The sequence below is a fragment of the Flavobacterium sp. PL11 genome (assembly GCF_035985025.1).
GTDB lineage: Bacteria > Bacteroidota > Bacteroidia > Flavobacteriales > Flavobacteriaceae > Flavobacterium.
Genome location: NZ_JAXCIA010000011.1, coordinates 99974 through 112114 on the forward strand (window position 1 = coordinate 99974; position 12141 = coordinate 112114).

Sequence of the window (12141 nt, forward strand, 5' to 3'; positions counted from 1 at the left end):
AAAATTCCAAATATCCAGACATTGGAACTTGGAATTTAAAATATTGGAATTTAAAATGTTATGAAGGATCTACTAAGAATAAAGGTTGGTCAAATTCAACTGGTGACATATCATCAACCAATATTTTTACAATTTTACCAGAAATTTCAGATTCAATTTCATTAAACAATTTCATTGCTTCAATTACACAAAGCACATCGCCTTTAGCAATTGTCTTTCCTACTTCAACAAACATAGGCTTGTCTGGAGATGGTTTTCTATAAAAAGTTCCAATAATTGGTGATTTTATAGTGATAAAATGAGCGTTTTCTGCAATTGGAGTTTCTGCTACTACAGCAGGAGCAGCTTGTTGTGGAGCAAACGCCTGTTGAAGTGGCGCTTGCGCCGGTATTTGTTGAACATACGTTGTTTCAGTTGCATGCCCTTCTATTGTTGTTCTTATAGTGATTTTTACATCATCCATTTCCAACTTTACTTCTGCAACTCCTGAATTTGCTACAAACTTGATTAGATTTTGAATTTCTTTTAAATCCATAATTATTTGTTTTTAGTTTAAATTTTATTTTTTATCGTATGCCCATTTTAGATAAATAGATCCCCAAGTAAATCCGCCACCGAAGGCTGCGAATATTATAGTATCTCCTTTTTTAAATAAATGTTCAAAATCGTTAAGTACTAATGGTAAGGTCGCTGAAGTCGTATTTCCATATTTTTCAATATTCATAAGCACTTTAGCATCTTCAAGATTCATTCTACTTGCTGTGGCGTCTATAATACGTTTGTTTGCCTGATGAGGAACTAACCAATCCACATCTTCATTAGTCAAATTATTTCTTTTCAAAATTAATTCACTAGAATCAGCCATATTGGTTACTGCATATTTAAAAACTGTTTTACCGTCTTGAATAATATTATGTCGGTTCTCTTTTACAGTGTCTAATGATGTTGGGTTCAAAGATCCACCTGCATCAATTTTTAAAAAGTCTCTGCCTATTCCATCGCTACGAAGATACTCGTCTTGCAAACCTAAACCTTCATAGTTAGGTTCAAACAGGACAGCACCAGCTCCATCGCCAAAAATAATACAAGTCGATCTGTCTTTATAATCTACAATAGATGACATTTTATCGGCACCAATTAACAGCACTTTTTTATAACGTCCAGATTGAACGTATGCTGCAGCTGCAGACATTCCATATAAAAAACTGGAACAAGCCGCCTGTAAATCATAAGCAAATGCATTTATAGCGCCAATTTGAGTAGCAACATATACGCCAGTTGAAGCAACAGGCATATCGGCTGTTGCGGTAGCCATTATCAATAAATCTATTTCTAAAGGATCGATGTTTGCTTTTGCAATTAAATCTTGCGCAGCTTTTATAGCTAAAAATGAAGTTCCTTTATCCTCATCTTTCAGGATTCTTCTTTCTTTTATCCCTGTACGAGAGGTAATCCACTCATCATTGGTGTCAACCATAGTTTCAAGAGCTTTGTTTGTAAGTACAAAGTCTGGAACATAGGCTCCAACTGCGGTAATTGCGGCTGTGATTTTATTCATTGTATGCAATTTATTTCTATTCAAATAGTCCTATTTGAAAATTTTTTAAAGACGTGAAAATTACAAAAAAAATTCCATTACTTAAGATAAGGAACTTCTTATTTGACAAAAATTAAAAACAACAAAAAAACTCTCACTATGTGAGAGTTCATATATTATTTACAGTAATTTATTAAGCAACAGCTACAGATTTATCTATAACAACTTGCCCTCTATAATACATTTTGCCTTCATGCCAGTATGCTCTATGATATAAGTGAGCTTCTCCTGTGATAGGACAAGTAGCGATTTGTGCTACTGTAGCTTTGTAATGTGTTCTTCTTTTATCTCTTCTTGTTTTGGAGATTTTTCTCTTAGGATGCGCCATTTTACTATATTATTTATCCGTTAATAGTTTCTTTAATTTGTCCCAACGTGGGTCTATATTTTCTTCTTCTTTATTCTCTTCTTTAATTTCTTTGATTTTAAGCTCATTCAACTTGGTCAAAGCTTCTGTCTTTAAACTACCATCTTTTACACCAGGATGAACACGTCTTAAAGGAACAGACAATACAATCATTTCATAAATATATTGTGCAATATCAAATTCAAATTCACCATGAGGCAAAATTAATAATTCCTCATTATCATTATTAAATTCTTCGCCAAAGCGCACAATTAATTTCATTTTACCTTTTATAGGTAGATCAAAATCTTCGCTTGTTAAATCACAAGGCACATTAACGGTTCCTTTATGTTTTAAACTTACTTCTAAAAGCGTATTTTTTTTCTCTAGAACTACACTTACTTTGATATTAGAATCTTGATATTCGTTATAATCAAAGATTTCAAAGAACGAATTATTGATTTGATATTCAAATTGATGTTTCCCTAGCTTTAATCCTATAAATGGAATTAAATATTGTTTTCTGTTCTTCATTTCAACAACAATTTGGCCTTATTCCGATACTTTGGAACGGGGTGCAAAGATATAAATTTATTGCAAAACTAATAATGTTATTCACTTTTTTTTGTTGACAACTACTTTTCTTTGGTTTTAAGCGGTTTCTCACTAATTACAGCATACTGATTTCTGGATTGGTAAATATCTATTGCTAAATAAACCGCCTCTTTAAAGGAATTAAAATCGGCTACTCCTTTACCAGCTATATCATAAGCAGTGCCGTGATCTGGCGATGTTCTTATTTTATCTAGTCCAGCTGTGTAATTGACTCCGTTACCAAAAGACAATGTCTTAAATGGAATTAACCCTTGATCATGATAAGTAGCAATTACGGCATCATATTTCTCATACTGATTGCTACCAAAAAAACCATCTGCAGCAAAAGGACCAAATACTAAAGTCCCTTTTTCAAATATTTTTTTTAAGGTTGGTTTAATAAGTAAATCATCTTCTGACCCTATTACACCACCATCTCCACAATGAGGATTTAATCCTAAAACTGCTATTTTAGGCTTATTAATACTAAAATCTTGAACCAAAGATTGTCTAATGGTTTCTATTTTTCTAATAATTAAGTCTTCAGTAAGTTGCGAAGCTACCTGACTTACAGGAATATGATCTGTTAAAAGACCAACTCTTAGATTATCCTGAACCATTAACATTAGAGCATTGCCCTCTAATTCTTGATTTAAGTAATCTGTATGGCCTGGAAACTTAAATTCCTCTGACTGAATATTGTATTTGTTGATTGGAGCAGTCACTAAAACATCTATTATTCCCTCCTTTAAAGCGTTAGTTGCTTCTACAAAAGATTTTATAGCGTATTCACCCGCTTTCGGATCACTTTCACCAAGTTTAACGTCTACAGCTTCTTTCCAAAGATTTAAAACATTTATTTTCCCAGAAATAATTTGGTCTAACTTATCAATACCGTGTAATGCAGCAACTGACTGAATGCTTTTCTTGATAAAAGACATCAGCTTTACGTTTGCAAAAATTACTGGTGTACATAATTCTAACATTCGAGAATCTTCAAATGTTTTTAAAATTACCTCGCTTCCAATTCCGTTTAAATCTCCAATAGAAATTCCTACGATTATATTTTCTGCTTTTTTCATCATGACACCATTATTTATTACTAATTTTGAAGTGCAAATTTAGTAAATTAAAACAAGAATGTTCACAGGAATCATAGAAACACTTGGTACTATCCAAGATATACAAAAAGAAAATACTAACGTAAATATTACGATTAGTTCAACAATTACAAGCGAATTAAAAATCGATCAAAGTGTCGCTCACAATGGAGTGTGTCTTACTGTCGTAGCTATTGATGACAATTTATACACGGTCACCGCCATTAATGAAACCATCAAAAAAACAAATTTGGGCACTTGGGAAGTTGGCAATAAAGTTAATTTAGAAAGAGCGATGAAGCTCGGAGACCGACTCGATGGACATATCGTTCAAGGACATGTAGATCAAACCGCAACGTGTATTGTTGCCAATGAAACAAATGGAAGCTGGTTTTACACATTTGAATATGACAGCAATTACAATAACATCACTATCGAAAAAGGCTCCATAACTGTAAATGGCGTAAGCCTTACTGTAGTTGATTCCGAGGATAATCAATTTAGTGTGGCCATTATTCCGTATACTTATCAGCACACAAACTTTAACTCCTTCACAGTAGGCACTAAAGTAAATTTAGAATTTGATGTAATTGGCAAATATGTTTCTCGATTGTACGCCAATAAGTAAAATATAGATGCGTAAAACTAAGAAAACTCCATTTTACAGTGGAGTTTTTTTAGTTTTAATAATCTGTGAGTAAATAATATATATTCCCAAAAACAAGGCAAGTATAAGTATTAAGGTACTATGACCATCAATGGGTACAGGAGGTGTTGGTGGATCAGCTAATCCGTTATCTGGCGGTGGAGGACTTGACGATTTAGCAACCATTTTAAAGATTGTAAATACAAACAACACTAACGTTACGACAGTTTTTTTATAAATCATAATGGCTTTTAAAAAATGAAATTAAATATAGAAACGTTCGATTATTTATTAACTAACTGCAAGTTAATGGTTTAATTTAATAAAAAAAATTACTTTTTTGATTATTAATTTTTATTTAATATTCATAAAAAAAGCCTCTACATTTCTGTAAAGGCTTGATTTAAAGTGTGGTCCCACCTGGGCTCGAACCAGGGACCACCTGATTATGAGTCAGGTGCTCTAACCAGCTGAGCTATAGGACCGGTTTAGAGTTTGCAATATTACTACTATTTTTGGATTGCTCCAAATGTTTTTTAATTAGATTTTAAAAAAAATAAAATACTTTTTACAAACCACCTGAATATTAGAACAATACTTATTTAATTTCTTGACACAATTCTATCAATACCCCGTTAGTGCTTTTAGGATGTAAAAAGGCAACCAACTTATTATCAGCACCTTTTTTTGGAACATCATTTAAAACTATAAATCCTTCGTTTTTTAAACGAGTAATTTCTGAAACAATGTCCTCAACATCAAATGCAATATGGTGGATTCCCTCTCCTTTTTTTTCTAAAAATTTCGCAATCGGACTATCAGGATTTGTAGCGGCTAAAAGCTCAATTTTATTGGGTCCACTCATAAAAAAAGAAGTTGAAACACCTTCGCTTTCCACTTCCTCTGATTTGTACGCTGCAGCGCCAAAAAGCTTTTCAAAAACGATGTTTGATACTTCTAAATCCTTAACCGCAATTCCTATATGTTCTATCTTTCTCATTTGTGACATTTTGTTACTATTAATAATAAACCAAACATAAATGTTTTATAGTTTTATATCAATGTAAAATTAAGCATTAAAAACTTAGCTGATCAAAGGCTCATAATAATTTTGTAAAAAACAATAATCACATGAATTATAATTGTTATTTTGTAGATTCTAATTATAATTTGATATGTTGAAAAACAATTTAAAATACACTTTAATTGCAGTACTTTTTATTATGGTAGGTTGCGCAAAAAGAGGCTCTATTACGGGAGGATTAAAAGATACGATTGCTCCTGTTTTGAAAAACAGCTTTCCAGAGAATTTTAATACCAACTTTAAAGGAGATCAAATCAAACTTGTATTTGACGAAAATGTGAAATTAAAAAATCTTAATAAGCAATTAATTATTTCGCCGCCAATGAAAAATGAACCGTTGATACTCCCAACAACGGCTAGTAAATTTATTACCATAAAAATTAAAGACACCCTACAACCTAATACCACCTATAGTTTTAATTTTGGTCAAAGCATTGAGGATAATAATGAAGGCAATCCGTATAGCCAGTTTAAATATATTTTTTCAACGGGCAATTATATTGATTCTTTAAGCCTTGCTGGTACTGTAAAAAGTGCTTATGATAAAGAAGCAGAATCATTTGTTTCGATTATGCTTTATGAGGTTAATGAAAATTACAATGACTCTATTGTATACAAAGAAACGCCAAGATATGTAACCAATACATTAGATAGTTTGAAAACCTTTCGTTTAGAAAATTTAAAATCAGGGAAATATTTGCTTGTAGCGATGAAAGATCAAAACAACAATAATAAATACAATCCTAAAACGGATAAAATTGGTTTTAAAAAACAGTTTATTACCATTCCTACTGACTCTGTTTATGAATTAAATTTATTTAAAGAGGTGCTGCCGTTTAAAGTTTTTAAACCTAGTCAAGCAGCTGGAAATAGATTAGTTATGGGTTATGAAGGAGATTTAAGTAAATTTGAAGGCAGACCAAAAATAGTTCTTAAAAACAACAATCAAATTTTACCTATTGCAATTACTCAATTACCTAAAAAAGATTCTATTCAAATATGGTTTAAACCTATAAAAGCTGATTCTTTAGCAATTTCAATTACAAAAGATAAGTACATAAAAGATTTTTCATTAAAAATTAAAGACCAAAAAAAAGATACGCTTACTATCAGTTCCTTAATCAGCGGCAGTTTGCACTTTAGAAATCGATTTACATTAGAAACTAGTACGCCTTTACTTAAATTTGACATTTCTAAAATAAAACTGATCAACAAAGATTCTAGTGCGGTTGATTTTACTACAGAGTATGATGACTATAATCAAAAATTATTTTTTGATTTCAAAAAAGAGCCGTTAGAGAAATATACTTTCACCCTCTTACCTGGTGCTTTAACCGATTTTTTCGAAAAATCAAATGACAGTTTAACCTATACTGTAAATACTCAAGATTATGCTGATTATGGAAATCTTCGTATTAAATTAGAAAATGTTAAAAAATTTCCAGTCATTGTGGAATTACTTGATGATAAAGATACCGTTTTAGCTGCTGAATATACTGACAATAATACCACAATTGATTTTAATTCACTAGAACCCGCTGAATTTACACTTCGCGCTATTTATGATGAAAATAAGAATAAAGTATATGATGCTGGTAATTATTTAGAAAAACGCTATTCAGAAGAGGTAATTTATTATTCAAAAAAAATAGATGTCAGAGCAAACTGGGATATAGAACAAATTTTTGATTTAGGCATGCCCTACATACCAGAACCAAAAAAAAAGATAGACAATAAAAAGAAATCTAGTGCTAATTTTTAATTTTAAAAAAATCTTGGTCTTTTAAGAAGCCAAATTTATCTCTCATTTTAAGCAATATAGTATGATCTAATGTAGTTTTGAAAATAGCCTCCGCTTCTTCTGGAGCAACTAAATATTCACCCATACAATCAATCACTTGCGAATGGCCTATATAAGAATGCCCGTTTTGATCTTCGCCAGTTCTATTGACACCAATTACATAACTCATGTTTTCAATCGCTCTTGCTTTTAGCAGTGCATCCCAAGCGTGAGTTCTTGTTTTTGGCCAATTAGCGACATATAGTAATAAGTCATAGTCATTCTTATTTCTCGAAAATACAGGAAAACGCAAATCATAACAAATAAGTAGACATATTTTCCAACCTAAGTATTCAACTATTAATTTGTTATTCCCAGCAGTGTAATGCTCATCTTCGCCGGCGAGCGTGAACAAATGTCTTTTATCATAATATTGAATGGCACCTGATGGAAAAGCAAATAACATTCTATTAAAATATTTACCGTCTTCCTTGATAATAACACTTCCAGTTATAGCCGTTTTTCTCGCTTTTGCCATCGCTTTCAACCACATAAGCGTTTCTCCTTTCATAGTTTCAGCAACAGGAATTGGATTCATTGTAAATCCTGTTGTAAACATTTCTGGCAGTACAATAAGATTAACATCGCTAGAAATTAGATTGATTTTAGACTCAAAATATTTGCGATTGAATTCGGGATTTTCCCAAATTAATGGAGCTTGTATTAATACTACTTGCATTGTTTTATTATTAAAAAAATAAGAATTACCAAGATAGTTTAAGTTCATTATATTAGCAAAAAAAGATGAAAAAGACCTTTGTATTAACCATGATGCTGTTTTCTATTTTGGCTTTTAGCCAAAGCAAATCTGGAGCAAAACAATTTTGGGAGAACCTACAAAAACAATGCGGCAAATCATTTGAAGGCACTGTAACGGAGGGTGCTGAAAACGATACCTTTCGAAATAAAAAATTGCTAATGCATGTGCGCAATTGCAATGAAAACACGATTCGAATTCCTTTTTTTGTTGGAGAGGACAAGTCTAGAACCTGGGTATTAACATACAAAAACGACCGAATTCAGCTCAAACACGATCACCGCCTTGAAGATGGCTCTGAAGATAAAGTAACACAATATGGTGGAACAACGTCTAATTCTGGATCACCTACCCTTCAGTTTTTTCCAGCAGATCAACAAACTACCGATTTGATTCCATACGCTGCTGTTAATGTTTGGTGGATTACTTTAGACCACACTTCTTTTACTTACAATTTAAGACGCATTGGTTCAGACAGACTTTTTACCGTAAATTTTGATTTAACAAAAGCAGTCGCCACACCCGCAGCTCCATGGGGCTGGAAAGACTAAAATAATTCCAATAAACTTAAAATTTAAAAGCGCATCCATTGATTTGGATGCGCTTTTTGTGTTAAATAAAATAACCTCCAAACTGCTTTTAGAACCTTCGACTTTTTATAATTAAATCTGCTATTTTAAGAGTTAATTTGAAAATATTTGAGAAGACGAAAAATTCAAGAGCTGCGGCAATCCTTTTTTTAAGGGTAAACCCTTATAAATCATTTTCAATACTTACCCTTAAAAGTAGAGAAATTAATATAGATACCTTACTACCAAGTATTTAAGTAAAGAAAAAAAGTAGTTACATCTCAAATAGCTGCTGCAACTAATCTCAAAAAATTATTAAACAATAAAATTATTAATCATGAAAAAAATTACTTTATTTATAGCAATGATAACAATTTCATTTGCTAATGGTCAATCAGCTACCAGCGGCTATGAATGCTCTTTATTTGTATGTGGTAATGGTAATGTTACAGCAACAGGAAATAATAGTGACGGGCAATTTGGCAACGGAACTACAACAAACACATTAACACCAACTACAATAAGCGGTTTAACTAATATCATTGCTGTTGCTTCAAAAGACGGCTTTTCACTTTTTTTAAAAAGCGACGGTACAGTTTGGGCATGTGGTAGAAATGATTTTGGTCAATTTGGAAATGGCACTACAACAAACTCAAAGATTCCTATCAAAATTCCTACTCTTACAGGAATCATAAAAATAGCCGCAGGTTATCAACATTCGCTTTTTCTTAAAAATGATGGTACTGTCTGGGCTTGCGGACGTAATGGTTTAGGTCATTTAGGTAATGGTGGTAACGAAGACCAAAATATTCCAGTACAAGTTGCTGGAGTAAATAATATTGTTGCTATAGCAGCTGGAATTGAACATTCTATATTTCTAGCTGCCGATGGAACCGTGAAAACTGCTGGACGAGACAGAGGTGGGAGCGGAATAGGAGGTGCAGATGGTAAACCTATACTAGTTCCTTTGACTAATGTTGTAGCAATTGCTGCTGGAGGTCTTCATACTGTTTTTTTAAAGCAAGACGGCACAGTTTGGACTTGGGGTAATAATTTTTTTGGGCAACTTGGTACAGCTGACTCTGATGGTAGACTTCTTCCGTTTCAAATACAAAGCCTTACTGGAATTATCAGTATTGGTGCTGGACAATATCATTCCTTATTCGTAAAAAATAATGGTACCGCTTGGGCTGTTGGATATAATAATAATGGACAACTTGGCGACGGAACTCAAACTAACAGATATTTACCAGTTCAGGTTAGTAATCTTACAGATGTTAACCGCGTTTTTGTATCAGGATTTTCTAATTCTATATTTTCTAAAAACGATGGTACAACTTATATAGCGGGTCAAAACAATGGGGCATTTGGAAATGGTTTAACTGTAAATAGTGCTATTCCAGTTCTTGTTAGCACCAATTGCCAAGCATTGTCAATTCCAGAAACCCTTAATAACCCATTACTATCAATTTATCCAAATCCGTCAAGCGGTGTCATCAATATAACAACTAATAAATCAATTGAAAATAGTTTACTAACTGTTTCTGATTTAATTGGACGTATATTATATCAAAAAAAATCAGAAAATGTAAATAACCAAAAATTAGACATAAGTAAACTTCAAAGTGGTATTTATATTTTGAATATTTCAAACGGAAATTATAATTATTCTCAAAAAATTGTAAAACACTAAATATTTAAAACCAATTATTATGAAAAATTCATTTACAAAAATCGCAACCATTTTTACGCTAGTGTTAGCCAACGCGTTTTACGCTCAAAACATTATTACAGTCGATAATAATGTCAATTCGTCTGCCAACTTCACCTCATTGCAAGCCGCTATTAATAGTGCGCAACCCAATGATTTTATCTACATTTCTCCTTCTGAAACTAGTTATGAAGGTGGTACTACTTCTAAAAAATTGCATTTTAGAGGAATAGGACACACGCCAGAAGTAACCGCTGGAATTAGTGCAAACATAGGTGCTATATCGCTAATATCTAGCGGTACTCCGGCAGCAAGTGCTGCAGGCAGTTCTATTTCGGGGCTGCAGATAGCTTCAATAAGTATGTTTCAAGGAACCGCTCTACAAGTAAATAACGTTACAATAGAAAATAACTTGATAAATCAAATAAGTGCAACTAATGCTGATAATTGGGTAGTAAGAGGAAATATAATCACGAGTCGTATCATTACTGACATTAATAGTAACAACTGGCTGATAGTCAACAATTTTTTTAATGTTTTAGGTGCTTCTCTTGATCCTCTTAATGGATTATCTGTTGACACCACAGTTTCTAACAATATTTTTGTTACCACTGGCAACCAACCATCGTTTACTGTTTTTACCAATTGTTTTAATGTGGCAAACAACAATATATTTATTTCGCAAAACGCTGCAACAACAGGAATTGGTATCTCAAATGCGATACTTTCTAATAACCTTTCTTTTAATGCTGCTGGAACCACTATGGCTGCACTTCTTGGCACAGGCAATTTTAATAACGTAAATCCTTCGTTTACAACGATAACACCAGCAAATAATTTTACCTTTTCACTTGCAAATAACTACAATGTTAGCAATGCTTCATTAGTTGGTGTTGATGGCACACCAATAGGGATTTTTGGTTTCAATTTCCCATTTAACAAAAGAGGTTATCCGTTTTCAATGCCTTACATAGAATCGATGAACATTTTGAATCAAACTATTCCTTTAAACGGAACTTTGCAAGTTGATGTTACTGCCAAATCGAATTAATTTTTGCTATTGCAATTTTTAAATTAATCTAAAAAAACTTAAGCAATGAAATCAATTATAAACCTGTTGGCTCTATTGTTTGTCGTAAACCTATTTTCTCAAACAAACATTACCCAAGCCGAATACTTTTTTGATACTGACCCGGGATTTGGTAGTGCCAATGCGGTAACAATTAATGCTGGCAATACATTAAGTCTAAACAATTATGCTATTGTAACGCAAAACCTTACTGAAGGCATTCATTTTTTATACATACGTTGCAAAGATGCCAACAACAAGTGGAGCATTCCCACACGAAAAGTGATGTACACGCAACCCAACCTGAATACTGTTTCGCCGATTGTGGCAGCCGAATATTATTTTGATACTGACCCGGGATTTGGTAGTGCCAATGCTGCGACTGTTACAGCGGGTAATATTTTAAATTTAATTAACTATCCCATTGTGGCAGAAAATTTACCCGAAGGTATTCATTTTTTATACATTCGTTGCAAAGATGCTAACAACAAATGGAGCGTTCCCACACGAAAAGTGATATACACCCAACCCAACCTAAACACTATTTCTCCGATTGTGGCAGCCGAATATTATTTTGACACTGACCCGGGATTTGGTAATGCCAATACTGCGACTGTTACCGCGGGTAACACGCTAAATTTAATCAACTATCCCATTGTTGCACAAAATCTAACCGAGGGCATTCATTTTTTATACATTCGTTGCAAAGATGCCAACAACAAATGGAGCATTTCCACACGAAAAGTGATATACACCCAACCCAACCTAAACACTATTTCTCCGATTGTGGCAGCCGAATATTATTTTGACACTGACCCGGGATTTGGT

The 12141-nt window shown here is 32.9% G+C and carries 14 protein-coding genes and 1 tRNA gene; 7 read left to right on the plus strand and 8 right to left on the minus strand.

Features of this window, described 5'->3' with window-relative positions; genetic code table 11:
• Positions 1-58 precede the first annotated feature (58 nt).
• The 5 genes from accB to pdxA form a co-directional block, all read right to left on the minus strand.
• Entirely contained in the window at positions 59-535 is a 477-nt protein-coding gene (gene accB / locus RCH18_RS07910) for an acetyl-CoA carboxylase biotin carboxyl carrier protein (protein WP_326936207.1), read from the minus strand.
• 24 nt (positions 536-559) lie between these two features.
• Positions 560-1558 (minus strand): beta-ketoacyl-ACP synthase III, encoded by a 999-nt coding sequence (locus tag RCH18_RS07915; RefSeq protein ID WP_326936208.1) that lies wholly within the window; start codon positions 1556-1558, stop codon positions 560-562.
• A 172-nt stretch (positions 1559-1730) separates the two neighbouring features.
• The gene (gene rpmF, locus RCH18_RS07920; protein ID WP_007137315.1) at positions 1731-1925 is read right to left on the minus strand and encodes a 50S ribosomal protein L32; all 195 of its coding nucleotides are present in this window, start codon (positions 1923-1925) and stop codon (positions 1731-1733) included.
• Between the two features lie 9 nt (positions 1926-1934).
• Positions 1935-2477 (minus strand): YceD family protein, encoded by a 543-nt coding sequence (locus tag RCH18_RS07925; RefSeq protein ID WP_326936209.1) that lies wholly within the window; start codon positions 2475-2477, stop codon positions 1935-1937.
• Positions 2478-2578: 101 nt separating this feature from the next.
• Complete coding sequence (gene pdxA, locus RCH18_RS07930; protein WP_326936210.1) at positions 2579-3622, minus strand: 4-hydroxythreonine-4-phosphate dehydrogenase PdxA; 1044 nt, start codon at positions 3620-3622, stop codon at positions 2579-2581.
• 55 nt (positions 3623-3677) lie between these two features.
• Between pdxA and RCH18_RS07935 the strand changes: the two genes are divergently transcribed.
• A complete protein-coding gene (locus tag RCH18_RS07935; RefSeq protein ID WP_326936211.1) occupies positions 3678-4265 on the plus strand; it encodes a riboflavin synthase in 588 nt (195 codons plus the stop codon).
• Positions 4266-4395: 130 nt separating this feature from the next.
• Complete coding sequence (locus RCH18_RS07940) at positions 4396-4521, plus strand: hypothetical protein (RefSeq protein ID WP_326936212.1); 126 nt, start codon at positions 4396-4398, stop codon at positions 4519-4521.
• Between the two features lie 173 nt (positions 4522-4694).
• On the opposite strand, the gene RCH18_RS07945 is transcribed toward RCH18_RS07940, so the two are convergent.
• Together RCH18_RS07945 and mce are read right to left on the minus strand one after the other, a co-directional pair.
• Positions 4695-4768 (minus strand) — tRNA-Ile (locus RCH18_RS07945).
• A 113-nt stretch (positions 4769-4881) separates the two neighbouring features.
• On the minus strand, positions 4882-5283 hold the full coding sequence (gene mce, locus RCH18_RS07950; RefSeq protein WP_326936213.1) for a methylmalonyl-CoA epimerase: 402 nt from the start codon (positions 5281-5283) through the stop codon (positions 4882-4884).
• 175 nt (positions 5284-5458) lie between these two features.
• On the opposite strand from mce, the gene RCH18_RS07955 reads away from it, so the two are divergent.
• A complete protein-coding gene (locus RCH18_RS07955) occupies positions 5459-7129 on the plus strand; it encodes an Ig-like domain-containing protein (RefSeq protein WP_326936214.1) in 1671 nt (556 codons plus the stop codon).
• Here the strand turns inward: RCH18_RS07955 and RCH18_RS07960 are convergent.
• Positions 7119-7886, minus strand: a complete 768-nt coding sequence (locus RCH18_RS07960) for an amidohydrolase (RefSeq protein ID WP_326936215.1) — start codon at positions 7884-7886, stop codon at positions 7119-7121. The genes RCH18_RS07955 and RCH18_RS07960 overlap by 11 nt on opposite strands.
• 65 nt (positions 7887-7951) lie before the next feature.
• Here RCH18_RS07960 and RCH18_RS07965 point away from each other — a divergent pair, with 65 nt between their 5' ends.
• The 4 genes from RCH18_RS07965 to RCH18_RS07980 all read left to right on the plus strand — a co-directional run.
• Positions 7952-8515 carry a hypothetical protein gene (locus tag RCH18_RS07965; RefSeq protein ID WP_326936216.1) on the plus strand — a complete coding sequence of 188 codons (564 nt, stop codon included), beginning with the start codon at positions 7952-7954 and terminating at the stop codon, positions 8513-8515.
• Positions 8516-8870: 355 nt separating this feature from the next.
• Complete coding sequence (locus RCH18_RS07970; protein WP_326936217.1) at positions 8871-10226, plus strand: RCC1 domain-containing protein; 1356 nt, start codon at positions 8871-8873, stop codon at positions 10224-10226.
• Positions 10227-10245: 19 nt separating this feature from the next.
• The gene (locus tag RCH18_RS07975; RefSeq protein WP_326936218.1) at positions 10246-11295 is read left to right on the plus strand and encodes a hypothetical protein; all 1050 of its coding nucleotides are present in this window, start codon (positions 10246-10248) and stop codon (positions 11293-11295) included.
• A gap of 75 nt (positions 11296-11370) precedes the next feature.
• On the plus strand, positions 11371-12141 hold a 771-nt coding region (locus tag RCH18_RS07980; protein ID WP_326936219.1), incomplete at its 3' end, for a hypothetical protein.

Bases quoted from the DNA above. Each gene is read 5' to 3' on its own strand.
- accB (WP_326936207.1), bottom strand. From the start codon at position 535: ATGGATTTAAAAGAAATTCAAAATCTAATCAAGTTTGTAGCAAATTCA.
- RCH18_RS07915 (WP_326936208.1), bottom strand. From the start codon at position 1,558: ATGAATAAAATCACAGCCGCAATTACCGCAGTTGGAGCCTATGTTCCA.
- rpmF (WP_007137315.1), bottom strand. From the start codon at position 1,925: ATGGCGCATCCTAAGAGAAAAATCTCCAAAACAAGAAGAGATAAAAGA.
- RCH18_RS07925 (WP_326936209.1), bottom strand. From the start codon at position 2,477: ATGAAGAACAGAAAACAATATTTAATTCCATTTATAGGATTAAAGCTA.
- pdxA (WP_326936210.1), bottom strand. From the start codon at position 3,622: ATGATGAAAAAAGCAGAAAATATAATCGTAGGAATTTCTATTGGAGAT.
- RCH18_RS07935 (WP_326936211.1), top strand. From the start codon at position 3,678: ATGTTCACAGGAATCATAGAAACACTTGGTACTATCCAAGATATACAA.
- RCH18_RS07940 (WP_326936212.1), top strand. From the start codon at position 4,396: ATGGGTACAGGAGGTGTTGGTGGATCAGCTAATCCGTTATCTGGCGGT.
- mce (WP_326936213.1), bottom strand. From the start codon at position 5,283: ATGAGAAAGATAGAACATATAGGAATTGCGGTTAAGGATTTAGAAGTA.
- RCH18_RS07955 (WP_326936214.1), top strand. From the start codon at position 5,459: ATGTTGAAAAACAATTTAAAATACACTTTAATTGCAGTACTTTTTATT.
- RCH18_RS07960 (WP_326936215.1), bottom strand. From the start codon at position 7,886: ATGCAAGTAGTATTAATACAAGCTCCATTAATTTGGGAAAATCCCGAA.
- RCH18_RS07965 (WP_326936216.1), top strand. From the start codon at position 7,952: ATGAAAAAGACCTTTGTATTAACCATGATGCTGTTTTCTATTTTGGCT.
- RCH18_RS07970 (WP_326936217.1), top strand. From the start codon at position 8,871: ATGAAAAAAATTACTTTATTTATAGCAATGATAACAATTTCATTTGCT.
- RCH18_RS07975 (WP_326936218.1), top strand. From the start codon at position 10,246: ATGAAAAATTCATTTACAAAAATCGCAACCATTTTTACGCTAGTGTTA.